23 protein-coding genes are annotated in these 24,059 nt (G+C 45.7%); 7 read left to right on the top strand and 16 right to left on the bottom strand.

Features of this window, described 5'->3' with window-relative positions:
• Nucleotides 1-176: 176 nt before the first annotated feature.
• Entirely contained in the window at nucleotides 177-992 is an 816-nt protein-coding gene (locus tag ACN6MV_RS01665) for a hypothetical protein (protein WP_042123515.1), read from the top strand.
• Here the strand turns inward: ACN6MV_RS01665 and ACN6MV_RS01660 are convergent.
• On the bottom strand, nucleotides 985-1,761 hold the full coding sequence (locus ACN6MV_RS01660) for a YheC/YheD family protein (RefSeq protein WP_231574005.1): 777 nt from the start codon (nucleotides 1,759-1,761) through the stop codon (nucleotides 985-987). The genes ACN6MV_RS01665 and ACN6MV_RS01660 overlap by 8 nt on opposite strands.
• 182 nt (nucleotides 1,762-1,943) lie before the next feature.
• Between ACN6MV_RS01660 and ACN6MV_RS01655 the strand changes: the two genes are divergently transcribed.
• Nucleotides 1,944-3,077: a glycosyltransferase family 4 protein gene (locus tag ACN6MV_RS01655; protein WP_042123512.1), complete on the top strand. Its 1,134-nt coding sequence runs from the start codon at nucleotides 1,944-1,946 to the stop codon at nucleotides 3,075-3,077.
• An 88-nt stretch (nucleotides 3,078-3,165) separates the two neighbouring features.
• Here the strand turns inward: ACN6MV_RS01655 and ACN6MV_RS01650 are convergent, their stop codons facing one another.
• Complete coding sequence (locus ACN6MV_RS01650) at nucleotides 3,166-4,407, bottom strand: DUF445 domain-containing protein (protein ID WP_042123511.1); 1,242 nt, start codon at nucleotides 4,405-4,407, stop codon at nucleotides 3,166-3,168.
• Between the two features lie 272 nt (nucleotides 4,408-4,679).
• Between ACN6MV_RS01650 and ACN6MV_RS01645 the strand changes: the two genes are divergently transcribed.
• Nucleotides 4,680-5,558 (top strand): Cof-type HAD-IIB family hydrolase, encoded by an 879-nt coding sequence (locus tag ACN6MV_RS01645; protein WP_042123509.1) that lies wholly within the window; start codon nucleotides 4,680-4,682, stop codon nucleotides 5,556-5,558.
• An 85-nt stretch (nucleotides 5,559-5,643) separates the two neighbouring features.
• Here ACN6MV_RS01645 and ACN6MV_RS01640 read toward each other — a convergent pair whose 3' ends face one another.
• Together ACN6MV_RS01640 and ACN6MV_RS01635 are read right to left on the bottom strand one after the other, a co-directional pair.
• A complete protein-coding gene (locus ACN6MV_RS01640) occupies nucleotides 5,644-7,008 on the bottom strand; it encodes a sugar phosphate nucleotidyltransferase (RefSeq protein WP_231574210.1) in 1,365 nt (454 codons plus the stop codon).
• Between the two features lie 11 nt (nucleotides 7,009-7,019).
• Nucleotides 7,020-7,856: a DUF6492 family protein gene (locus tag ACN6MV_RS01635; protein ID WP_042123503.1), complete on the bottom strand. Its 837-nt coding sequence runs from the start codon at nucleotides 7,854-7,856 to the stop codon at nucleotides 7,020-7,022.
• Between the two features lie 424 nt (nucleotides 7,857-8,280).
• Between ACN6MV_RS01635 and ACN6MV_RS01630 the strand changes: the two genes are divergently transcribed.
• Nucleotides 8,281-10,593: a UvrD-helicase domain-containing protein gene (locus ACN6MV_RS01630; protein WP_042123501.1), complete on the top strand. Its 2,313-nt coding sequence runs from the start codon at nucleotides 8,281-8,283 to the stop codon at nucleotides 10,591-10,593.
• A 72-nt stretch (nucleotides 10,594-10,665) separates the two neighbouring features.
• Here the strand turns inward: ACN6MV_RS01630 and ACN6MV_RS01625 are convergent, their stop codons facing one another.
• The 12 genes from ACN6MV_RS01625 to ACN6MV_RS01570 form a co-directional block, all read right to left on the bottom strand.
• Nucleotides 10,666-10,902, bottom strand: coding sequence for a DUF6953 family protein (locus tag ACN6MV_RS01625; RefSeq protein WP_042123499.1), 237 nt, complete (start codon nucleotides 10,900-10,902; stop codon nucleotides 10,666-10,668).
• A 112-nt stretch (nucleotides 10,903-11,014) separates the two neighbouring features.
• Nucleotides 11,015-11,332 carry a hypothetical protein gene (locus ACN6MV_RS01620; RefSeq protein ID WP_042123497.1) on the bottom strand — a complete coding sequence of 106 codons (318 nt, stop codon included), beginning with the start codon at nucleotides 11,330-11,332 and terminating at the stop codon, nucleotides 11,015-11,017.
• A 94-nt stretch (nucleotides 11,333-11,426) separates the two neighbouring features.
• Complete coding sequence (locus ACN6MV_RS01615; RefSeq protein ID WP_042123495.1) at nucleotides 11,427-12,302, bottom strand: alkaline phosphatase family protein; 876 nt, start codon at nucleotides 12,300-12,302, stop codon at nucleotides 11,427-11,429.
• Between the two features lie 5 nt (nucleotides 12,303-12,307).
• Complete coding sequence (locus ACN6MV_RS01610; protein ID WP_042123492.1) at nucleotides 12,308-13,351, bottom strand: ABC transporter ATP-binding protein; 1,044 nt, start codon at nucleotides 13,349-13,351, stop codon at nucleotides 12,308-12,310.
• Nucleotides 13,348-14,151: an ABC transporter permease gene (locus ACN6MV_RS01605; protein ID WP_042123491.1), complete on the bottom strand. Its 804-nt coding sequence runs from the start codon at nucleotides 14,149-14,151 to the stop codon at nucleotides 13,348-13,350. Before ACN6MV_RS01605 ends, ACN6MV_RS01610 begins: the two co-directional genes overlap by 4 nt.
• Complete coding sequence (locus ACN6MV_RS01600) at nucleotides 14,148-15,071, bottom strand: ABC transporter permease (RefSeq protein WP_042123490.1); 924 nt, start codon at nucleotides 15,069-15,071, stop codon at nucleotides 14,148-14,150. The genes ACN6MV_RS01605 and ACN6MV_RS01600 overlap by 4 nt, the downstream gene beginning before the upstream one ends.
• 91 nt (nucleotides 15,072-15,162) lie before the next feature.
• Nucleotides 15,163-16,275 (bottom strand): ABC transporter substrate-binding protein, encoded by a 1,113-nt coding sequence (locus tag ACN6MV_RS01595; RefSeq protein WP_042123489.1) that lies wholly within the window; start codon nucleotides 16,273-16,275, stop codon nucleotides 15,163-15,165.
• A gap of 205 nt (nucleotides 16,276-16,480) precedes the next feature.
• A complete protein-coding gene (locus ACN6MV_RS01590) occupies nucleotides 16,481-17,257 on the bottom strand; it encodes an ABC transporter permease (protein WP_042123488.1) in 777 nt (258 codons plus the stop codon).
• 18 nt (nucleotides 17,258-17,275) lie between these two features.
• On the bottom strand, nucleotides 17,276-18,052 hold the full coding sequence (locus tag ACN6MV_RS01585) for an ABC transporter ATP-binding protein (protein ID WP_042123487.1): 777 nt from the start codon (nucleotides 18,050-18,052) through the stop codon (nucleotides 17,276-17,278).
• Nucleotides 18,053-18,063: 11 nt separating this feature from the next.
• Entirely contained in the window at nucleotides 18,064-19,095 is a 1,032-nt protein-coding gene (locus ACN6MV_RS01580) for an ABC transporter substrate-binding protein (protein WP_042123486.1), read from the bottom strand.
• A gap of 12 nt (nucleotides 19,096-19,107) precedes the next feature.
• Nucleotides 19,108-20,571, bottom strand: coding sequence for an aryl-sulfate sulfotransferase (locus ACN6MV_RS01575; protein ID WP_042123485.1), 1,464 nt, complete (start codon nucleotides 20,569-20,571; stop codon nucleotides 19,108-19,110).
• Between the two features lie 26 nt (nucleotides 20,572-20,597).
• Entirely contained in the window at nucleotides 20,598-21,143 is a 546-nt protein-coding gene (locus ACN6MV_RS01570) for a MarR family winged helix-turn-helix transcriptional regulator (protein ID WP_042131772.1), read from the bottom strand.
• A 403-nt stretch (nucleotides 21,144-21,546) separates the two neighbouring features.
• Here ACN6MV_RS01570 and ACN6MV_RS01565 point away from each other — a divergent pair, with 403 nt between their 5' ends.
• From ACN6MV_RS01565 to ACN6MV_RS01555, 3 genes are read left to right on the top strand one after another with little or no spacing between them, the layout of a single operon-like run.
• The gene (locus ACN6MV_RS01565) at nucleotides 21,547-22,290 is read left to right on the top strand and encodes a metal ABC transporter ATP-binding protein (RefSeq protein ID WP_331281369.1); all 744 of its coding nucleotides are present in this window, start codon (nucleotides 21,547-21,549) and stop codon (nucleotides 22,288-22,290) included.
• Entirely contained in the window at nucleotides 22,283-23,125 is an 843-nt protein-coding gene (locus tag ACN6MV_RS01560) for an iron chelate uptake ABC transporter family permease subunit (RefSeq protein WP_419885573.1), read from the top strand. The genes ACN6MV_RS01565 and ACN6MV_RS01560 overlap by 8 nt, the downstream gene beginning before the upstream one ends.
• Complete coding sequence (locus tag ACN6MV_RS01555) at nucleotides 23,122-24,042, top strand: metal ABC transporter substrate-binding protein (RefSeq protein ID WP_042123482.1); 921 nt, start codon at nucleotides 23,122-23,124, stop codon at nucleotides 24,040-24,042. The genes ACN6MV_RS01560 and ACN6MV_RS01555 overlap by 4 nt, the downstream gene beginning before the upstream one ends.
• Nucleotides 24,043-24,059 lie beyond the last annotated feature (17 nt).

The raw sequence follows: 24,059 nt of genomic DNA, 5'->3' as shown, positions 1-24,059 counted from the left end.
AATAGGGAATAGTTTAATTTTAAATATTGACTGGATGGCCTGGGGCAAACTATTATTAAACATAATAATATCGTTCGTGACCTATTACGCTGGAAGCACCCGTAATAAAGGCTTTTGCCTTTGCTACGGGTGCTTTTTTTTGTTGCCATTAGGTTACGACAATAGGAGGAGAACAAATGAAAACATTAAAGTCGGTGCCCTTATTACTGCTGGCGATCCTGCTACTGCTAAGCACATCATCTGGAGCTATTGCTGCATCCACAACAGAATTAACCCCCTCTGTTAAAGCGGCTTTTGATCTGACGGCCGCAACGGCAGATGGTCCTGCCAGGGTTAAGCTGACTTCTCTTTACAATGATTTATCCACCTTAAAGCTGCAGTATGATCAGCGCGAGGAGCAAATTCGAATCCTCCACTACAACAATGAGCAGTCGCTAGTTGTTGTACGTCAACAAATGAAAGAGATCGATCTTGAAGTAGTGAACCGCTTGGAAGCCTCCGTTAAGAGCTGTAAGCAACGCTATCAGCCCTTATTTGATCAGTATAGTGCGCTTAACAAGCGAATTAGTATCGCCAAGACTCTTAAGGATAAGACCTTGAATACCGTACTGCGTGCCCAAGGTGACGCTATGAAGATCTTGGTTCAGTTGGCACGCCAAGAGATCAGCGATAAGCAGAATCAGCTAAACGCTGCGAAAAAAACACGTACCCAAAAGATAGCTGAAGCTCGCAAAACCTTAGCTGGCATTGAAAGTCCTCAAATCACGATCAAATCTAACAAGAGCGTGATCACCTCGTTAAACAAACGTGTCTCAGCAGATTGGACGGACTTTAAAGCAGCGATTCGTAAACAAAATCTTACGCTAACCACCCAATCCCTATCTTCACTGGTCTCTGGTTATCGTCAGATCGCAACCCACAAACAAAAAATAATTGAGCTGGAACAAAAGGTTTCCCTTGTTATAGCGAATACAAAGAAACAAATCAGCTAACGGTCTTCTTCTTCTCATTTGCTCTGCGATAAGCCATCACTTTGCGGTACATGCTTTTATTAGAAAGATGTTTGAAAATATACGGATCCGGGCTAGTATTCACTTCAATAATCCAAGGCGTCATGTGATTATCTAATCCTACATCTACACCAATCTGTTTAAACCCAGGATATTTCTTATGGTAGAAACGTCCGGTATCCTCACCTAGCTTTCTCAATATCTTAAGCATCTGAGCTTGCTGAGCATCGTTCAAATAAGGCGACAGCAGCTTCTCCATAGACATTAGCGTACCACCGTTATGATAATTGGTAACAATCTTGCCTTTCTCAGCTACTCGGCCAATCAATCCGGTAGTTTCCCATTTGCCACGCGGACTGAGCTGGACCATCACACGGATGTCAAAGCGATGCTTACCATGCTTCAGCAAAACAATTCCTCTCTGAATCAAGTAACTACGTCCGCGTGTCGCTTTCTTAAGGGATGAATAAAAGGTGTCATAGACTCCAAACGTTTTTATCTTTGTTCCACTTTGGTATTTGTATTCTGTTCCATGAGAGTCCTTACTCTGTTCAACCTTCATCACACCATTACCGTAAGTACCGTGTTCCGGCTTAACGTAAATCATCCCATATTTTAGCAGCATCGTCTTTAAGTTGGCTTTACTAAACCTTACAGTCTCTGGAATCAGCGGTGAAATCTCGGAACTTTGCATGAGCACCTTGGTTTTAATCCATTTGCTGGTCAACGCCGACTTTGACTTCGTTCCCAATTGCCCTCTCCCCTATCACTCAAATAATGATCACAGCCTTGCTTAGCCTTAGTATTTTATGCATCGGCAATATGAATGGCATGGGTTGAACGCCCTCTCCGCTTTCAGATGTATCTCCAGATACTAAAGCTGCATATGGTGGGAAGAGGATAACCATTAGCGGATCAGAGGAGGCATGAACCATGCATATTTGTATTATTGCGCCGGAACGGCTCCCGGTTCCGGGAGACGGTTCAGTAGAAATTTGCATTTGGGCCATTGCCAGACGGCTGGCTGAGAAACATAAGGTTACCATTGTGAGCCGAATAGCGCCGGGACTGCCCGATGCCTCAATATTAGAGCAGGTCAGAATCATTCGGTTGCCTGCAAGTACTCCCGTCCATTATCGTACTTCGGTATTAGACTATATTCAGAATGAGTCATTTGATATCGTTCAGATTGATAATCGCCCCCATCTTATGTCTGCTGTAAAGAAAGAGCTCCCACATCTTCCGGTATTTCTATTTCTGCATTCTCTTACATTCACACCGGACACAGATAAGACTGCTAGAGCCCTGGCAAAAGCAGATCTGATTATTGCGAATAGCCACTCTCTACAACGAAGACTAACTCACCGATTCCCTCAATTAGACAATGAAATCCGTATTGTCCTGCTAGGAGCAGATCTTGATCGATTCACTCCTGTAGGCACACAGGAAAAATATCATCTTCGCAGACTTTACAGACTCCCGAAGGCCTTTACCGTCTTATTCGTCGGTCGAGTCATTCCCCGCAAAGGGGTACCCATATTGATACGCGCTATGTACCATTTAAATAAACATCTTCCCGTTCATCTTGTAATTGCAGGCAAAGGCAACCCTTCGTATATGCGTCAGCTGAAGCTGCTTGCAAGGCGGCTGGGAGTACCCGTCTCTTTCCTTGGAAATGTAGCTCATGAAGATATTCATACCCTTTATCAAGCCGCCGATTGCTTTGTATGTCCTTCTCAGAGTCATGAATCCTTTGGACTTGTTAATGTAGAGGCTATGGCCTCGGGACTGCCCGTCATCGCTTCTAGCAATGGAGGTATCCGTGAGATTATCGATTCCGGCCATAACGGCTATCTGGTGGAACGATATCGCGAGGCCTTGCCCTTCGCTAGATATTTGCTGCGACTAGGCCGGAATCCGGAGTTAGCAGCAACCATCGGGAAACAAGGAAGAGCAGATGCGCTTGAGGTCTTCAATTGGCACCGTACAGCAACTGATTTGGAACGCATTTATCAAAGATACATTAGTACAACAATAGAATCCTACAAGTATAAACGGGAAATATAAGACATAAAGTATGGTGCGAAACTTATACTTTCTTATATTTCAAAAAAAAGTAGTCCGCCTCCAATCACTGGAGACGGACTACTTTGAGTTAAATAAATTGAACAACTGTAAGAACAAGCCCTACAACAAAACCGCATAAGGCACCGTTCACACGAATCCACTGAAGATCTTTACCTACTTTATCCTCCAGCATATTCACTAGACTAGCATCGTCCATGCTATCCAGATTCTCTTTCACCAAAAGACCGATTCGGTAGTGGTTAGCCTCTACAAATGCAATTAATGAAGCGCGAATCCGCTCCTCCCAGCTGCCGATCCACTCTTGTTCCTTGCTAATACGGCGCACAAGCAGAGCATATAGTGCAAATAACTTGCGTCCACCAGCTGCCCGGTCCTCTTCCAACAAGGAGAGTGCCTTGCTACGTACGTTCTCCAATTGAGTATGCAGAAAAGCGGTTGCCGCTTCTCCCTCAAGCTCATTTAGTGCCCATTCTTTTACAGAAGCCATTCTAGCCTCGTCATTAACAATCTGGAACAGTGCCACCCGAATTTCTCGAATGATCTCTTCACGATATGGACTATCCTCTTCACGAAAATCGCGAATACCCGACTGTAGCATGCCTTGCAGCATTTCACCAAGCATATCCGCATCCATAAACCCAACGAAAGCCTGAAAAGCCATCCCCTTAAGTCCACCAAGCTTCACTTCAGCCAGTTTCTCACTGGCGATCTTACCCAGCATAGCTTTCGTTTCAGGACGACCGCTCCAGTTAGACACCCCTTCCAGCGCATAATCCAGAGCCGCTACATCTTTTCCATCGTTCATTAATTTAGTGACAATTTTATCGGCCGCAACCCCAAGCTCCGCTTCACGAATATAATCGGAAGCTGCCTTTTGAAGAAAAGGTACAGCTTTCTCTACCGGAAGTCGTGACACAAATTCGCTAAGCTGCTCTAGGATCTGGGCTCTCGCCTTCTTCTTACTAAAGAACTTCGTCAGCAGTTTGGAACCCATAGACATAATACCAAACTTGCGCAGCTTGTTCTCAATACTCTCTTTGTTCAGCAGCTCAGTCTCCATAGCAGTAATTAACGACTGGATAATCTTATCGCGATTCTTGAGCAGCAATGAGGTATGTGGAATACGTAACCCCATCGGATGACGGAATAACGCGGTTACTGCGAACCAGTCGGCAATCCCCCCGACCAGCCCGGCCTCAAATCCACCTCTTAGTAGAATCACAGCGAGATTTTCAGGTAGAAATAGTGTAATCAGAAACCCACATGCCATAAAAGCTAGTGACATGGTGGCCAAGTTTTTGGATCTCACGATTAGTCCCCCTTACATATACAGCTACCGATGTCCTTACGCAGGAAAAATATCGGCGGATCACGTCCCACGAACATGAACTGACGATAGACTCGGTTAGTCGATTAGTTTGACAACTATTGTACCACGACTGAACTATTTTCTAAAAATATACGATTATAAATGAATGAAAAGGTGTTTTTGGTTTTCAGAATATTAATGATAAGATACAAGTAACGTTTTCACTGGCCCGCGAAGGGGACAACTAAGACTGGATAAGGAGATCATACACTATGCTGATTGCTTTAGATATGGATGGAACATTGCTGAACGAAGAAGGACAAATTAGCCCAAAGAACCGCGAGGCGATTATAAAGGCTCAAAATTTAGGTCATATCGTAATTATTGCTACGGGACGCTCTTTTATGGATGCGGAACGACAGCTACGGCTAGCGGATCTGGAATGCCCTGTGGTCAGTCTGAATGGCGCAGTAGTCACACTGTCTGACCGCACGCTCGCAGCAAGTACACCGCTGAATAAGGAAGACATTATTCCTGCGTTACGCTGGATGAATGAAATTCCGGATTTGTATTACGAAGTATACACAGAGGACAACGTATATGTAGAACTAAATAAACGGGTTAGATTAGAGAAATTATCTGCATTAAGTGAAGAAGAAGTCCCAGAGGAAGTCAGCTGGCTGCTAAAAGCAATGATCGATCAGCAGTTTCAACAAGCAGCGGTAACTTACGTAGAGAGTATGGAAGAGATCTGGAGCAAAGAGGAAAACGTCATTTATAAAACGTTAGCTTTTTCTCTAAACCGTGAACTGCTCAAAGAAGCCTCCACCCGCTTTGCCGCGATCCCTGGCCTCATTATCACAGCCTCCCATGTCAACAATATCGAGATTAACCACGAAGATGCCAACAAAGGCTCCGGTGTAGCTATGCTCGCCGCCCATTATGGAATCCCACTAAAGGATGTAGCCGTAATGGGTGACAGCTATAATGATCAACCGATGTTCGAGGTGGCTGGCTACCGAATTGCCATGGCTAATGCAGCTCCGATACTCAAGGAAATGGCTGAATTCGTTACCGTCAGCAATGAGGAAGATGGAGTGGCGGTAGGACTTGAGCATCTTTTGAATTTGAGCAGAGAATCTCAAAAGTGATTCCTTTGTTACGTTGCGTGTACACAAATAGCACCGTGGGCAGTTATGCTCACGGTGCTGTTTGTACCTCTCTTCCACACCTATTTCACCTCAAATGATCAAGGGAGTTGTCCTCCCCCTCCCATTCAGCACAAACACGTACATAATCCCCCACGTCAGGAAATGCCACCAGTTCAATAATGATCAATTCTAGCGGGGTAAGCGCCCGCAAACCATGTCTCGATCCAGCAGGTACCATGACCGTGTCTCCGGCAGCAACCCCATGAAGAACGCCGTTCATACGGTACTCTCCATTTCCAGAAAGAAAAGACCATATTTCTTTGGTATGCCTGTGAAAATGATAGCTAGTGTGCTTCCCTGCCAACATGGTAATTTTGGAGGTCGTGACCTCAACTCCTGCTGCTGTTCGTGAGAAATCCAGGATGCGAGAGCTTCCCCACCGCTTTTCTTCAATCATCGGCTTTGCAGCATGCCCCTCCAGCTTCTGCTTAATCCGTTTCGCCTGCTCGATCCCAGCAACCAAAATGCCATCTGGACCTGCCGCCACGATTAATCCCGGAGCTCCGATGATATGCACGGGACAAGAGAGCTCGTTCACCAAATGGGTTCCTTTTGAATCCTCAGAAATGCTCCCCCTGCCAATTACCTTTTCCTGCAAATGAGGGGTAAGCGCATCCCAACTGCCAATATCGGCCCAGACTCCGGTATAAGGGATAACTACCGCTCGCCGTGTATGTTCCAGCACCTCATAGTCAAAACTTCGTTCTGGCAATTCGTCATAACGCTTCAATAGCTCCATGTAATCAACCGGGAGGCTCCGTTCTATCATACTTGAGAGCAGGTAGCCTAGTGAGCAGGAAAACACCCCGCAGTTCCATAGTCCTCCATGGGAAATGAACCCTGCCGCCGTCTCTTCGTCTGGCTTCTCCGCAAACTGCTTAACATTTAAAAAGGACATATCGCTCGAACCTTCACCGGGTAAAATATACCCGAACTGTGTGGATGGGAATTCAGGCGTAACACCGATCAGGGCAATATCCGCTTGTGATTCGGACAGCACGCTGGGAAATTGTTGAAGCTGTTTAAAAAAAGAAGCCTCCACATATGAATCCACCGGAATGACCACTACGATCTCTTCCAAATCTATTTTCTTCACGGAGTGCAAATAGCTCGCCGCCAGAGCAACCGCAGTAAAGGTTCCCCGCTTTTGCGGCTCCGCCAATAAGGAAACCTGATCCCCCACAGATTTGCGAGTAATCTCCACCTGACTGCTATGGGTTACAATACAGCTTGAATCCAGCAATCCTGCCTCATCCAGCCCTCTGCATACTCGCTCAATCATCGACTCCATACCGCCATTTTCTGTTGGAAGAAGTTTCAAGAATGCCTTTGACCTGATTTCATTCGACAACGGCCACAGCCTCTTTCCCGATCCCCCTGAAAGGAGCACGATCTGCAAGCCTATCGCCCCCCTGTGCCGGACTTACTGCTCGTTGTTCTCACATACCCCTTTCGTTTATGAAAAGACAACGATCTATACTTTTCCGCCAGCTCGTTCAGCTTCTGTTTGGATAGCTGGCCTGCATTCATATGGAGACCTTTATTACGTGCTTTTTGGATCCTCATGCCCCCACGATTCTTCGAATACAAGTAGTTCGCATAGGTTTCGAATTCAGAGAAAGCAAATTGCTTAGTGCGGTCCATACTGTGTAAAATCGCCGAATACCAAGGCTTCTGATGCTTCACTTCAATCTCTCTTTTCATTTGAGCCAATTGGCTGCGCTCAAACAGCATATAATGCGTCACAAAAGATGAAGCAGATGCCGCCCTCCTACCCATTAGCTTCCTATAGGTTGTAAAGTACTGAGGCTGACTCCAATTACGGCTGTAAAAAATCGTCTTTCCCTTCTCACGGAAACGATGAGGAGCGATTAAGACCGTATCTGCATCGATGACTAAAAAATAGTCAGCCGTACACAGCTTGTCACCATTCAGCTTCAACAATTGCTGGAACAACCAACCGGATCTTTCCCATTTCCGTGAACGGTAATGGATATCTTTTTTAGTAATCGGAAGGACTGTATTCTCATCGACAAAGGTACAGCCCTTTTTTCGGCAGAAATCCAATATCCGTGTCTTTTTTGGTGCGACAATCAGTATTCGACCTATCGGATGCTTAACATGAGTTCGGACAGCGTCAATAACATAAGGGAGGGTAGCCAAATCCTTCTCGATAGCCGGAATAAGCACATCTATGGTAACGGCATGTCTTATGCGGACCTTATTGGGTGAGGGCATACGTACGGTCATCTCCATATCATGATTTTGCTTTAGGATATGAGGATGATAAGGAAAGGGAATGGGCTACACTGTAAACTTAAGAGAGGACAAGGGGGGATTTATACCCTTCTTTTCGCTCATGAAGCCCATTCCAGCTTTTCTACGGATTTATACCGCACATAGAGCCCCCAATTCCAGTATTTCTACACGATTTATACCGTACATTTTGCCCATTGGAGCCCCACTCCCACAGCCAAACTCCTCCTTTCACCCACACGATATCCAGCATTTTTTTCTGTGCAGCAAAAACGCTGGGATGGTATATTGTAGATTGGCTAAATTTATAGCATATTTTAAACGGCACATTTTAAGATGGACTCAACCATCCTCTAACTAGTTTTGTTGAGCTCACTCTATACAGAAATATATGAAGGTGAATCTATTGAATAAGCTCTTATTTCATAATATCCCGCTGGGTGCTACCGGCGAACGCATCCCGCAGGCAGCTGTAGCTTCAGCACAGACCAGCAAGGAGCTGGTGAAGCGGGAAGAGGGAGACTCCGCTTATTTCCGTAGGCTGGAGGAAGGCGGCATCCTGCTCAACCGCCCGCAGATTGCCGCAGTGCGGCATCATAAAGGGCCGCTGCTGACACTGGCCGGCGCAGGCTCCGGCAAAACCTCGGTTCTGATCTGCAGAACCGGTTATTTGTTGTCCGTGCGCGGCGTCTCGCCGAGTCAGCTGCTATTGCTGACTTTCTCGAGTAAAGCCGCGGCAGAAATGCGCGAACGAATCGCCCTGCTCCCCGGAGTCAGCACAGCTGACGTCGCGCGGCTACAGGCTCGTACGTTTCATTCTTTTTTCTTGTTTTTCTTGCGCAGACAGGGATTGCAGCAGGAGATTTTCAGTGAGACACGGCGCCAGCACATCCTATTGAAGCAGATCATGCGTGAGCTCGGACTGCCGAAGGATGCTTATCCACCGGAAACCCTACTCTCACTGCTCTCTTCCTGCAAAATGAACATGGGCACCGTGGAAGATCTGCCAGAAAGCACCACCGCCGAAAAAGAAATGAAATCCATTCTGGAAATATACGAACAATGGAAACTAGACAATTTCAAAATCGACTTCGATGATGTCCTCTTAATCGCTTATCGGATGCTGAAGGAGCGTCCGGTGCTTTTGCAAGAGTTGCAGATGAGATATCTGTACGTGATGGTCGATGAGTTCCAAGATACGAACGCCTTGCAGTACGAGCTTGTCAAAATGGTCGCTCACCCACAGCATAATCTAATGGTGGTTGGTGACGATGACCAGACGATTTATTCCTTCAACGGAGCGCGCAGTGAGTTCATTTTAGAGTTCGAAAAACTCTATCCGGGAGCAAAGGTTATTACTCTCGATATCAACTACCGCTCAGGCCCAGCTATTGTGGGACTTGGCAACGGCATTATCCGGCACAATACACGCCGACGCTCCAAAACCCTGCAAGCCGCAAAAGGTAGTGGAAGTCAGCCACGATATATGCGTCCGCAAACTGCAGATGAAGAAGCGGAGCAGATGATCGAGCATATTTTAAACGAGGTCTCTAGCGGCAAAAGAGAATATAGCGACTTCGCCATGTTGTACCGGGCGTCGAGCAGCAATCGGGCCGTTCTCGAACTACTCCTTTTACGCGACATTCCCTATATTGATTATGGTGAAGGGCAATTACTGTACGAGCACTGGCTGATCTCTCCGGTGCTGGATCATTTGCGACTCTCCGTGAATCGGCGGAATTTTGCAGCAATGGAGAACATCCTGCCGACGCTATATATGAATCGTGAAAAAGGCATGAATCACATCCGCCAGATGGAGGCTAGACAGCCCAAACAAGGACCGTTAATCCACCTATTGTCTATGCCTGGCATGGAAGACTTCAAGGGAACTAAGCTAAGAGATCGGCTTGATCTAATCCGGAATATACGCGAACTGACCCCAATACAAGCAATTCGGCAGATTCGTACCCAATTCTACGATTATTTCATCGAAGCGAATGAACGGCATCAAGCAACCTTACATCGCGAGACGCTAAAAGAAATGCTAGATGAGCTAGAATCTTCCGCGGCACGTTTCGACAGCATCCCTGCCTTTCTTGATTTCATAGATAATGTCACGGAGCGTAACGAGCATAATCGCCAACCAGGTACTAAAGAGCAAGGCAACCGGATTGCACTAATGACCATTCATAAATCAAAAGGGCTAGAGTTCCCTGTTGTGTTTTTAATTGGAGCGTCTGAGGGGATTCTTCCGCATAGCTCTGCACTGGAGGGTGACCGGTTAAAAGATCGCAAGCTTGCTGCCGGAAGCAGCGGAGCTTCAAGCCTAGCCGCGCTGGAGGAGGAACGGAGACTGGCGTATGTGGCCGTTACGAGAGCCCGAGAGGAGCTGTTTATCAGCTCACCTGCACAGCATCGCGGTAAAAAAGCGGAGGTTTCCCGCTTCATGTTATCCGCCTTTCGTTCAGCTGTTTCTTCCACAGCAGCAACTACGGTGGGTAGAGCAGTAACAACAAGAACAGTGACGACAAGAGCCTTGCCGACCAGCCGAACAACCACAACAAAAACCCATGTCGTTCCGGTATGGAATTGCACGGGCAGCAGCTGTCCTGGTTGGACACGCATGAAAGCTGGCGGAGCCGAGGACCATCTAACCTCGAAGCCCTGCCCTCTATGTAGCTCGCCTATGGCAAAGGATCAGAGAGAAGTTCCAGTATGATTCTCACAAAAAAAAAGCAAGTTTCCTCTTCCCTGGAAACTTGCTTTTTGATATATAACGCCATGTTTCGGCTTAAGTCCACGCCCACAAAAATCCATCGCGATCCCACGCGATTTTGCCGCCGTGCAGCTTTCGGAAAGCTTTCTTTACTTCCTTGGACAGTGAGGCATTGCCATTCTCATTCACAAATACAAATTGTTCCCCAAAATTCTCTTTCACATATTCAATCGCCGCGGTCTGATACAAGGTACCCGTAAACCGAATTTCCTTAACCATCCATTCCGCTACATCTTGTGCTGTTACTTCCATATGGATGTGCCTCCTTTCGTAAGTGCTTCATGCTAAAATGTGCCCTCATTATAACATGAATACAGCCCGATCGGACAAACGTCCGAATCGGGCTGTATTAGGCTGATTTTAATTATTGTGGATAGTTATGATTCGAAGGATAACGGGTCTTCTGTCCGCCACTTACCATCAACAGAATCCCTGTAATCAAATGTAATACCCATCCCACGAATGGAATCCAAGCGAGTAAAGAAGTTACAATCCCGAGCACTGAACCATAGATAGATTCATTGTTCTTTGAAGATAAAATCAGAGTAACTAGATGAAGAATAAACATCAATCCCAGTGCAGAGTACGCAGTGCCAATTACAATAGCAGCACCCAGAATTGGAATTGCCAAAATAATTTCAAATGAGCCTGTAATCCATTTCAAAGCTCTAGAAGCACTCAAAAGACAACCTCCTAATAGGTAAAATATACTATTTAGTATACAAAAATCCAGCGTTCCCGTATATGATTTTTATTGTGCTTGCCTATTATAATTTTTATCCCAGTGGCAAGGGCTCAGCACCTTCATGATGTAATTGCTTCTGTACAAAAGGAGACAAGCCTTCCTTGCTCATTGCAGCCGAAGGAGCAAGCCCCAAGCAATGGCACATTAGCGGCGCTAACCGCAACTGGGGAATTACTTGATCCTCTTTTTCGGAAGACAACACATCTACTCCAAACGTATATAACGGCACATCCCGCTCGGAAGAGGTGACCCCACCATGGTACCCGTTTGCGTTCATTCCATGATCGGCCGTAATCAGAATCTTATACCCCTGCTCCATCCAAATGGGCAAAACAGTGGCCAGCAGACCGTCGGCATTACGCACGGAAAGCTCATATTCCTTACTCTCCCCGCCATAACGATGCCCGGCATCATCTATATTCATGGAGTGAATGTATATAAAATGCGGATCATAAGCACTCCGTAAATACACAGCGTCGGCAAACACATGGCTGTCAGGATAGTGATCTTCGAAATAAAAGCTCCCATGCTGTATCGGTTTCATCACATTATGCTGATGACGATCAGCCAGCGGATCAAAAGGGGCTGAATTATAAAGCTCACTGACCCAATGATAGGCAACAGCAGCTGTACGCAAATTAGCGCCCACTGCCAGATGAAATACACTTTCTTCATGGCTTGGTCTCACAATATGGTTGGCCGTAATTCCATTTTTGGACACGGGTGTACCCGTTAAGAGCACTTCATAAAGCGGGCGTGATAGACTGGGTAATTCTGACTGCACTCGATAACAAGATAAGGATCCTTGCTCCACAAGATGCTCCAGATACCCCATGTACTTGCGAGCAGCATCATATCTAAGTCCATCCAAGACAACCACAATGAGTTTATTGGTCATTTCCGACATTCTACTCACGCTCCTTCTCGCTCTAAATGTAAAAGCTCGGAAGGGTTCAGCGCCAATGTGACTTTGTCCCCTTCTCCAACCCGCAGCCAGCGTCCATCATTTAAAAGATCAACCGTTAAGCGGATTCCTTCAGCCTCAACCGTACATCGAATGATATTTCCAAGCACAGACACCGATTTAATCATTCCATTCACCAGTTGCGCTCCGGCAGCAGCCTCCTGTTGACCCGCTCCCTCATGCAGCAGCGTTACGGCTTCGGGACGAATGGCAAAGCTGTCCATCCCACTATCTATTCCATGGAACAGCGCCATCACTTCAGGCCGAGTCAATACGTTATAACTACCCATGAACCGGGCAACGAACTCTGTCCGCGGCGCCGTATACAGTCCTTCCGGTGTTCCATCCTGAACAATTCGCCCACCGTTCATAATACAGATACGGTCGGATAGGATCAGCGCCTCTTCCTGATCATGCGTAACGAATAGGGTCGTCATGTTAAAACGCTTCTGAATATCGCGAATTTCAGCACGTAGATTCTTGCGAATCTTGGCATCGAGTGCACTCAGGGGTTCATCCAGCAGTAATACTTTGGGCTGCACGGCTAGAGAACGGGCCAATGCTACACGCTGCTGCTGTCCACCGGAGAGTGACTGCGGATAGTCATCCCGCTTCTCCTCCAGATCAACTAAAGCAAGCAGTTCCTCGCAGCGGCTACGTCTGGCGGATTTGGATACTCCACGCATTTTCATTCCATACTCAATATTTTGGCTCACTGTCAAATTAGGGAATAGAGCATAAGACTGAAACACCATCCCCACCTCGCGTTTACGGGGCGGCAGATTTACCAGATCTTTATTTTCCAGAACAATTCTGCCGCCATCCAGTTCCGAAAGGCCAGCTATGCAGCGAAGTAACGTACTTTTGCCACAACCGGAGGGCCCCAGCAGCGTCACAAGCTCCCCTTCGCGAATCTCTAAATCTATATTGTCTAGCACACAGGTATCACCGAACATTTTACGTATACCCTGCAGCTTCAGATAATCGTTCATCCCTTAACGCCTCCCCCCATCTTTTTGCCAAGCTTCATCAGTACCATCGAAAGGACTAGAATAAACAGAAAATACGAGATCGCAATCGCGCTGGCTAAATGCCCGCTTTCGCCCATTCTTTGATATAGATATACCTGAATCGTCTGAATATGTCCGCCAACTAGCATGTTGGTAAGAACAAATTCGCCAAACAGAACAGAGAATGATAACAGGGTCGAAACGATAACCCCAGGCCAGATATTTGGCAAAATCACATTTACAAAAGCCGTTCTGCGGCGGGCTCCAAGCAATTCTGCAGCATGCAGCAGCTCTACGGCGTTAACGGTCAACAGACTATTGCGAATGCCCTGATACATATAGGGAAGAATGACTACAAAATATGCTCCCACCAATAAATAAGCTGTTCCAGCGATATCCAAGGGACCAGAGGAATAGGTACGAATAAGACCCACCGCAGCCACTACACCGGGCACCGCATAAGGCAGAACAACGATCACCTTCATAAAGTTCTCCCAACGCGGAAAATAAATGGTGATGACAAAAACAGCTGGCAGCATCACGGCCAGACTCAGTACTACACTGATCAGACATAAATACAGGGAGGTCCAAAGCGCCTCCAAAAAACGAATATCCTTAAACATTTCTCCGAACCAATTTAATGTCCATGCTTGAGGCAACAAGGTATTCTGCCAGTCCTGCGCGAAGGCATAAATACCGGTTGCCAGCAGTGGAAGTAATAAATACGCCATGAGCATTAGCATGAAGGTACGCGGAGCAAAGCCCGCTTTACGTATATTCATTGCCGCGCCTCCTCACTGGCTGCTGTCCATAAGCGCCGAGAAGATTTGGCTTTTACATTCGATTTACTGAGCGTTTTAGCTCCAAATCTTTCCGTGCGCCGAACCATCAGATGATTCAAATAAACTGCCAAAATCGTAATCAGACCGAGCAAAACAGCAAGCGTACTCCCCATTTCAGGCTGAGTAACCACATCCCCAGCAACCAGAGAACCGATACGTACCGCCAGCAGATTATAATTGCCGCCAACCAATGCGTAAGCCGTGGCATACGCGCCCATTGCATTGGCAAAAAGAATCCCGAGCGTGCCAAATATCGCCGGGGTTAGAATCGGTAGCCCAATCGTCTTCCAGAACTGCCACGGTCCTGCCCCCAGCAAGGACGCCGCCTCTCTCCACTGCTCACGAATGCCATAAAAAGACGGATATAAGAGCAGTAAGGCTAACGGAACCTGAAAATAGACATACACCAGAATCAGACCAGACCAGCTATATAAATCAAAGTCGGCAAAAACACTCCAGCCCCACTGTTTGAATAAAAGCGTAAACACCCCGTTATTTCCGAGCAAAATAATATATGCAAAAGCTAACGGGACCCCCGCAAAGTTAGAGGTCATATTCGACAGCATTAAGAGTCTGTCCCTTACCTTTGGAGTGAACCGAGTAATACAATATGCACAAAAAAGTCCGACAATGATCCCTATCAGACTTGAAGTTAAAGAGATTAGCAAGCTGTTCTTGATCGCCTGCATGTAATAGGGACTTTGCAGTGCATGCAGATAATTGCCTAGCGTAAACCCAGTTCCGTCTGCCTTTTGGAAACTTCCCGTCAGCATGGACAATACAGGTACCAGCTGAAATGCCAACACCATCAGTGCAAACGGAATGAGTGCCAGAATCACACCGCGGCTTTTCTGTTTCAACTTCCTCACTCCTTGTCGCGGGAATAGAACAAGGGCACCTTACGGCATCGTGACGAAGGCGCCCTGCTTCTTTTTTTAGGGAAGAACAATTCTAGTTCAAATGCACAAGCACACGTTCCTGCCATAATTGCGGAATGGTCTTAGCTGTCTCTTCCCACACCTTGTAATCACCAACAGGCTTAGCATTGACATATTCCTCTTTTGGCAGCAGCTTAGCCGCAACATCATCCGGCAGCGTTACGCTGTCACGGATCGGACGAGCGTACCCTTTGGCAAGATTAATCTGTCCTTCATCACTAAGGATGTACTGACGAGTCAGCTTCGCAGCATTAGGATGCAGTGCATATTTGTTAATGATCGTTGCATAACCGCTCACCACACTGCCTTCCTTCGGAATGGCTACCGCGAAGCCATCTTTGTTGATTTGATCTCTATAGTTCAAAGCGTTGAAATCCCACAGCAGGGTAACTTCTACTTCCCCTTTTTCGATATTGGCAAGGGAAGCTTCTGCATTGGAGAGGCGTCCTTTTTTAGCCAAGTCCTCGAAGAAAGCGATCCCCGGCTCAATGTTCGACTCATCACCGCCAAAGGCAATTGCTGCCGCCAATACAGCCATCTGAGCTTGAGCAGCTTTGGTTACATCGCCAACGATGATTTTGTAGCTGCCGTTCTTCAGATCTTCCCAGCTCTTCGGTGGATTAGCCACAAGCTTGGTGTTCGTCAGAAAAGAAATTGTGCCTTGATAGCCGACAATCCAATTTCCGTCTTTATCCTTAGCCCAATCGGGGATTTCATCCCAGTAGGACGTTTTATAAGGCTGTGTTACTCCTTTATCTACGGCAACCGATCCAAAAGCGATCCCTACATCTCCAATGTCAGCCGTTGGCTTATCTTTTTCTGCATCAAACTTGGCAATTTCCTCCGCGCTCGACATATCCGTATCTGAATGTGTAAGACCATACTTACTACTCATATCACTCCATGTATCTTTCCAATTCGCCCAGGAATCCGGCATTCCCACACTGATAACACTGCCTTCTTCTTTAGCTTTATTCTCGATCTCGGTCAGACTTAACTCTTTGGTGCCAGCATTTCCATTCGTTGTTTCCTCAGCCTTGGCCGAATTTCCACAAGCAGCAAGCAACAGGACGAGCAAGGATAATATTAGACCCATCGATAATTGATTTTTGATCCCTTTTTTCATGATTTCCCCTTCACTCCTATTTCTTATTTGCGGGCTTCTCTATGCTCCAACTGTTAGGCACCCAATTGCAGTATAGGCGTGTACTATTTTCGTGACATTAAGGAGAATAGGAATATTTGTAAATAAAAAATAAGACATACCAAAAAACCACCTGATTTCCTCAGGCAGCTTTGGTGTTTACATTATTTTATTAAATAAAGTTACACTACCTTCTACGCGCCGCGACACTAACCACGCCGTATCTATAGAGCACTTTCTTACCGAACCACCCAAATAACCGATCCGTGAAAAAGCCCATAAAGCCAAGGCAGAATAACCCTACAAAAATCCAATCTGTACGAAAGAATAACCGTGAATTCCAAATCAGATAACCTACACCTTCGTTCGAAGCAATCATTTCCGCACCGATTATTGCCATATACGACGTTCCCATCGCTAACCGGATGCCTGTAAAAATATACGGTATCGTCGCCGGGACAATCACATGAATCAGGATTTGCCACTCACTGGCGCCCATACTGCGGGCTGAGCGGATTTTATCCTCCTCCACAGACATTACACCGGTTAAGGTATTCAGCACCACGATAAAAAAGGTAGCGTACATAATCAACGCAATCTTCGACTGCTCTCCAATGCCAAACCACACGAGAAACAATGTAATGAACGCAATCGGCGGGATAAAACGGATAAAGTTCAGAAAAGGCTCTGCAAAGATACGAATCACATTCACCTTTCCAATTACCAATCCTACAGGAATCGCCATTAAACTGCCGAGTACCCAGCCAATAAGCACCCGGTAAAAGCTAATGCCGATATATTGCATCAAGGTGCCGTCTTCCAGCAGTTCCCGGCCACCCTGAAGCGTACTCCACGGTCCAGGGATCACATCAGGACCGTAGATCACCGCCCCAAGCTGCCAGATGCAGAGTGCGGCAATCCATAGTATAGATACAGAAACCCATTTCTTTTCTACCCATTTCATCATCTGCCCCACCCTATCCTATTCTTCGAAATGGCTCTGAATTTGATTGTATAACGAGTAAAATTCCGGTGATGCGATGTCCCGCGGATAAGGCAACATGTTGTCATAAATGTCCGTGATATTAGAGGAAGGCCCTACAGACATAATGCCGATCCGTTCCCCCAGCAGCAAGGCTTCCTGAATATCATGGGTTACAAAAATCACTGTCTTATGCGTCTGTTGCCAGATATTGACCAGCTCCTTCTGCATTGTCCTCCGGGTCATCGCGTCAAGTGCACCAAAGGGCTCATCCATCAGCAGGATTGCCGGATCATTGGCGAGCACCCGTGCCAGCTGAACACGCTGCTTCATCCCTCCTGATAGCTCCTTCGGGAACTTCTCCTCATGCCCGTTCAGACCTACAAGCCCGATGAACCTATCCGATATCGTGCGCCGTTCTGCCTTTGCAATTTTCTTCATTCGCAGTCCGAACTCCACATTCTCTCGAACTGTTAGCCAAGGGAATAAAGAGGAGTCCGCTTGTTGAAACACAACTGCCCGATCTCTGCCAGGCTTATTTACCTCTTCGTTATCCACCCGAAGGTTACCGCCAGATTTGGAAACAAATCCGGCGATCATATTCAGCAGCGTCGATTTTCCGCAGCCACTTGGACCAAGTAGAACGAAGAACTCTCCGCCTTTGATTATGAGATCCACATCTTTAATAATATAATGAACGTCTCCGGCGGTTGGCTCACTGTAGCTCTTGCGAAGCTGCTCAATATGAATGGTGTGCTGCTTAGCAGGCAATGACATTTTGAACCCTCCTATTTCTTATACGTGACTTCTTCCGGCAAAGCTTTGGTCAATGGTTCAAGATTCAGCTTGCTATCCAAATCGAAATCCTTCTCGATGATTCCAGTGTCGACCATATAATTCTTCTGCTTAGTCAGACTGTCATAAGCCGCCTGCGTGAATCCGAGGGCCCACGGATTGTTCGGAAGATCTTTAATCGTGGATTCCTTAGGCTGCTTCACTTCCTCGTACATTAAATCAGCAACCTCATCGGGATGAGCCTGTGCATAGACCCCAGCTTCATCCACTGCTGCGAGAAAGTTCGCAATCCCCTCAGGATTTTTTGTTATAAAATCATTTCCTGCTACAATGCCCATTCCTAATCGTACGGTTGTTTTAGACATATCCGTCAGCTCATGAACACCTGCAAGGGCACCCAGCTTATCATTAAGAACGGAACCATAGAACCATGCCCCATCCACAGCCCCTTGCTTCAAAGCGATATAAGACTCATCAAATGCTCCTTGTCCTATCAGCTCCACATCACTTAATGCAAGTTGATGCTCTTTCAAATATTCATCCCAAAGGTACGGAATGAAGGTTCCACGAATAAAGCTCAGCTTCTTGTCCTTCAATTCCTCAGCTGTCTTGATATCATCCTGTACGAACAGCTTCCATTCTGTAGAAGCTTCATCTGTCGCCAGACCCGCTGAAGCGATGATCGCGTAATCTCCTTTCGACACTGCGTTCAGCAGGGGAAAATCTGCCCCGAAAGCCACATCCACCTGCTTAATGAAGAGTGCATTTACACCTTCTGCCGGGGAACCAAAGTTGACTAGTTCAGCGTCTACCCCGTGTTTCGCAAAGATACCTTTATCTAATGCCACACGAAAAGTTGGATTCGTATTGATGTCAGCGATTTTAATCTTCAAGGTCTCTACTTTGCCGCTAACCGCTCCATCTTTAGCCGGCGACGCATCACCTTTGGAGCCGCAGCCTGATAAAAGGATAACAACGGATAAGGATAAGAGCAGGAAGCTTGAGCTGATCCATGAATTTTTCACAACGACACCCCCTTAAATTTGTTCATTGGCTTTGCGGCTGCTACCTTCATCTGTTGTCGCCACACAAGCAGCCCCTTCAACAAACGGCAGGGTGGTCGCCACACTTACTACAGAATCCGAACCTTTAGGCGCGGCCCCTGGCACTCTGAACTGCGTGACATCTATCCCCTCAATCGCTTGTTCTTCCGGCTGCTCCAGCTGTGGTACCCACGCATAAGGCACACGATAGGAACGGTAAACCATGTTTGTATTTCTGGAATCGTTATACGGTGAGATATATTCCCAGACCAGTTCATGCTCTGGCGTAACCTCGAAAAGTCTACCGTTAGATCCTTCTGTAATTAAGGTGTTGCCATTCGGAAGCCGCTGTGCTGAGCTGATATAAGGACTGTAGAATTTGTAAGAATCCGTCGGAACGGAGAAGCCTGCTTCTGCCGCGGTATACTGCCATTCAATTTCGAGTGTCACTGGATTAATCTCTAGAATTCGAGAGTAGTCGCGGAGTGCATTTTTTTGCCCAAAGGGTGAAGATGGATTGGGAAGACCATAACCGCCCCAACCTCCGTTATCAAATACGAGTAGGTTGCCTTCTCCCGGTAAGCCCTTCGGAATGATGTGTGCATGATGCTGGCCAATGATCCAATCGATATGCTTCAATTCCGGTAATGAGTAATCTGGACCGATTCTCCAAACGATAGCTCCAGTACGCTTATCTGTAATTGCGATAATATTCGCTTCCCGCGCATCCCAGATCACGTTATCCGGATGGAAACGCTCATCTCCTGCATCATAAAATTTATTAGGTCCTACATAGGAAGCTGAGTTGATATGCAACCAGTCACCTACACCCCCGCCCAGATTCCCGAAGGAGCGTGAGTTAGGATCACGGAATAGAACGTTTTTGGCCGCTTCATCAAAGCCAAGCTCTGCAAAATGTTCATTTGGAGCCCACTCCCAAACGATGTTCCCTTCCCAGTCCACTTCGATGATCGTGTCATCCAGCAACTGCTTGTCGGAGATTTGATGGTTGTAAATATTTTTGTGAGCGAGGATTAGGGTGTTTCCACCGTCTACCTTTGGCTCTAGCCCTGGTGCAAAATAACCCACTGGATTGCCTTCGCGCTGATAGTCATGATGCTGGCGGGCATACCAGAGGGGTTCATAACCCGGATCTTCTATATGCTCATAGCTGTTATATCTCCACACGATGTTACCGTCCCAATCGACCTGCACCAGATCTACATTATCCTGAATGCCAAATTTGGGATCTCTTCTACCTGTGCTGCCTAGCACATAACCACCAGGGAAGATTTTAGCCGGAAACCCGAGCAGTCCCTTCCACAAATGCACTTCTTTACCGTTCATATCTATCAGTACAACACCTTCTTCACCTGCTTGAAATACAGTATAGCCGCTCCATGCTTTGCCCGGATTATATACAGTTGCCCCAGTTGGATATATGGTTGAATGTCCCATCGTTCATCTCTCCTACATTTGATTTTTTAATAGCTAAGATAATTACTTTTCTTTGTGACTGCTCGTGGCTTCTGTTCAAGGTTCGGTGCAGACTCGGTCTCCGCATTCTCCTTCGCCAGCTTCAGCAAGGTTTCTGAGAATCCCTCCAGATTGCTGATGATCCGCTGATAGAATTGACTTTGCTGTGCCAATTCCTCTTCCGTAAACCCCTCAAACAGAAGCGAAATACATCGTTCCCCAATGTTGCTGTTAAGCTCCGCCATCTCCCGGCCTTTATCTGTAATGTCCAGCATCACCGTCCTGCGGTCTCCCTCCTTACGTCTCCGTACAGTAAATCCGCCTGTCTCAAGCTTATCGCTCAAAGCGGTGATCGCACCTGACGTAAAGTCCAGTTCATCCGCTAAATCCCCAAGCCGCTGTTCACCCTCGCGAATGATTTTGTGCAGAATCAGCATGCCTGGTAAGGAGATCCCTTCCACAGTGACCTTATCCCGCTCCTTTACGAATCTGCGAACCACCTTGCGAAATCCCCAATCCGTCTCCTCCAGCTGTCTCCAATACGTATCGCTCATGCCTACCTCATCTCTCTCCATAGCCAACAAAAAAGACTCCCAGCACAAGTCCCTGACAAGGGAAAGTACGGGAGCCTTTGGTGGTCCAATCAGCTCGGATGAATTATTTCACTGTTCATTTAATTACTGTTTAACTATTGGTGATATCATATAACCCTTTATTCCTACCTGTCAAGTATGTATTTTAAATACTAAAAAATCACATCCATAATGGCATAAATCGAGTGCTTGTTCCAACTCAAAATCACATAAAATTTAAGCTTTTTCATTGACAATTTGCCCATTGTTAAATATATTGTACCTAAGAATAAATGTTTACCTAGGGAAACAAATTAGATAATTGAAATAAATGTTTCCAACAGGAAACAAATCAATAAATTTCAAGACGAGGAGCTTTTTAATGATTGAAATTAGAAACCTAAACGTGGATTACTTCGGTAATTCAGCTCTAGAAAATGTAAATATTGATATTCCCTTTGGATATACGGTCGGAATTATCGGGCCAAATGGTGCAGGGAAATCCACATTCATTAAGTCGTTGTTAGAAGTAATTAAGAAAAGAAGCGGAACGGTGATGGTAGAGGGAAGAGACATTTCTGAGTATAAGCGTAAGATCGCATATGTACCGCAAAAAAATGACATTGATCTTACTTTTCCAATTACGGTGAAGGATACAGTGCTGACTGGAACATACCCAAACCTGAAGATCTTTCAGCGCCCCGGGAAACAAGAGCGGCAATGCGTCGAGGAATGTATGACCATGGTAGATATAAGTGATCTTGCAAATAAACAAATTAGTAATTTGTCTGGAGGGCAGCTTCAAAGAGTCTTTATTGCTAGAGCGCTTGCCCAAAAAGCAGATGTGTTTTTTTTAGACGAACCTTTTGTCGGCATAGATCTAGTCAGTGAGAAAATTATTGTAAAACTGCTTAAACAGCTTCGCGAAGAAGGGAAAACCATATTGATCGTTCATCATGATTTACATGAAGTCGAAGAATATTTTGACAAAGTCATCATTCTCAATAAAAAGCTGATTGCTTTTGGTGACGTTAAAGACACGTTTACTCCGGAGAATATCCTCAGTGCCTATGGTGCCTCCTTAGGTAATCTGGTGATCAAAGGGATGGGAGGCGCCGATAATGATTGATTATTTCTCATCGTTATTAAACATTCCCATCTATGCACTTAACGCCGGATTGTCTGCTATCATTCTTGGCATTGTTTCAGGGGTTTTAGGAAGTTTTATTGTACTCAGAAAAATGTCATTAATGGGAGATGCTTTGTCTCATGCTGTATTACCGGGTGTGGCGTTATCTTATATTTTAGGGATCAACATTCTTGTGGGAGCTTCATTGTTTGGACTTTTAGCAGCCATCCTCATTCAATTCATAACAAGTCGCAGCAATATCAAAAGTGATACCTCGATCGGAATTATTCTCAGCTCTTTTTTTGCACTGGGGATTGTCCTCATCACGTTTGCCAAAAGCGGGCTTGATCTAACTCACATTTTATTTGGTAACATTTTAGCCGTCCCGCAGTCCGAGTTAACGCAATCATTTATTATCATGCTTGTTGTTATAGCTATCATTTCATTGTTGTATAAAGAGCTGTTAATTAGTTCGTTTGATCCTGTCGTCTCTAAGGCATTTGGTTTAAAAACGGGGTTCTATCATTATCTATTGATGATGCTGCTATCCGTGGTTACCGTATCCTCATTATCTCAAGTTGGAATAGTGCTTGTGATTGCAATGCTGGTTATTCCAGCAGCTACATCCTATCTTTGGACGAATAAGCTGATCCACATGATTATCCTGGCTTCTACCCTCGGCGCTGTATCTGGAATTATAGGTGTGATCATTAGCTTTAGATTCAATTTACCTACAAGTGCCACCATTGTTCTAGTAGGGGTAAGTTTGTTTGCTATATCATTTATTATCTCGCCTAAAAATAATTTTCTAAGAAAAGGGGTTAAACAAGGATGAAAAAAACAATAAAGATGCTCTCTTTGACAATATTCATCTTACTAGTTACCGCATGTTCAAACGTTAGTGAGGGAGAGGCAGACAATGACAAACTGAAGATTGTTGCAACCTACTCCATTATCGCGGATATGACCGAAAATATTGTAGGGGAAAAAGCTGAGGTCTATAGCATGGTTCCCATCGGAACAGATCCGCATATGTACGATCCGCTACCCAAGGATACAAGTAAAGTCTCTAGTGCAGATTTAGTTTTTTATAATGGGATGAACCTAGAAACAGGGAAAGGATGGTTCCAGGACCTTCTTGATGTCACTAATAAAAAGGACGTTGCTTTTGCAGTCTCGGATGAAGTAACTCCAATGTACCTAACGGAAAAAGGAAAAGAAACTCAGGAAGATCCTCATGCCTGGCTAGATATTCAGAATGCGATTAAATATGTAGATATCATCACTACACGTGTAATCGAAAAAGATCCGGACAACAAAGAGTTTTATCTTCATAACCAATCAGAATATGTTAAGAAACTTAATGAATTGGATCAATACGCCAAAGAAGCGGTAGAAAAAATCCCACAGGAGAAACGCATTTTGGTTACAAGCGAAGGGGCATTTAAATATTTTTCAAAAGCCTACGGATTTGAGTCCGCATTTATTTGGGAAATCAATACCGACAGTCAAGGAACGCCAGAACAAATGAAAAACATCATTAACATTATTGATAAAAATCAAGTGCCCGCTTTATTTCTGGAAACGAGCGTAAATCCAAAAACAATGGAAACCATCTCCAATGAAACGGGAGTACCGATACATTCTAAGATTTTTACCGATTCTTTAGCTAAGAAAGGCGAAGAAGGCGACACCTACATTAAGATGATTAAATGGAATATTGATAAAGTCGTTGAAGGATTATCCTTATAAAAATAGGCTGTCGAGAC

The organism is Paenibacillus sp. B-A-8, assembly GCF_048572915.1.
Taxonomy (GTDB): domain Bacteria; phylum Bacillota; class Bacilli; order Paenibacillales; family Paenibacillaceae; genus Paenibacillus_AQ.
Note: the sequence above shows the minus strand (reverse complement) of the source record. Positions and strands in the feature narration are given on the sequence as shown.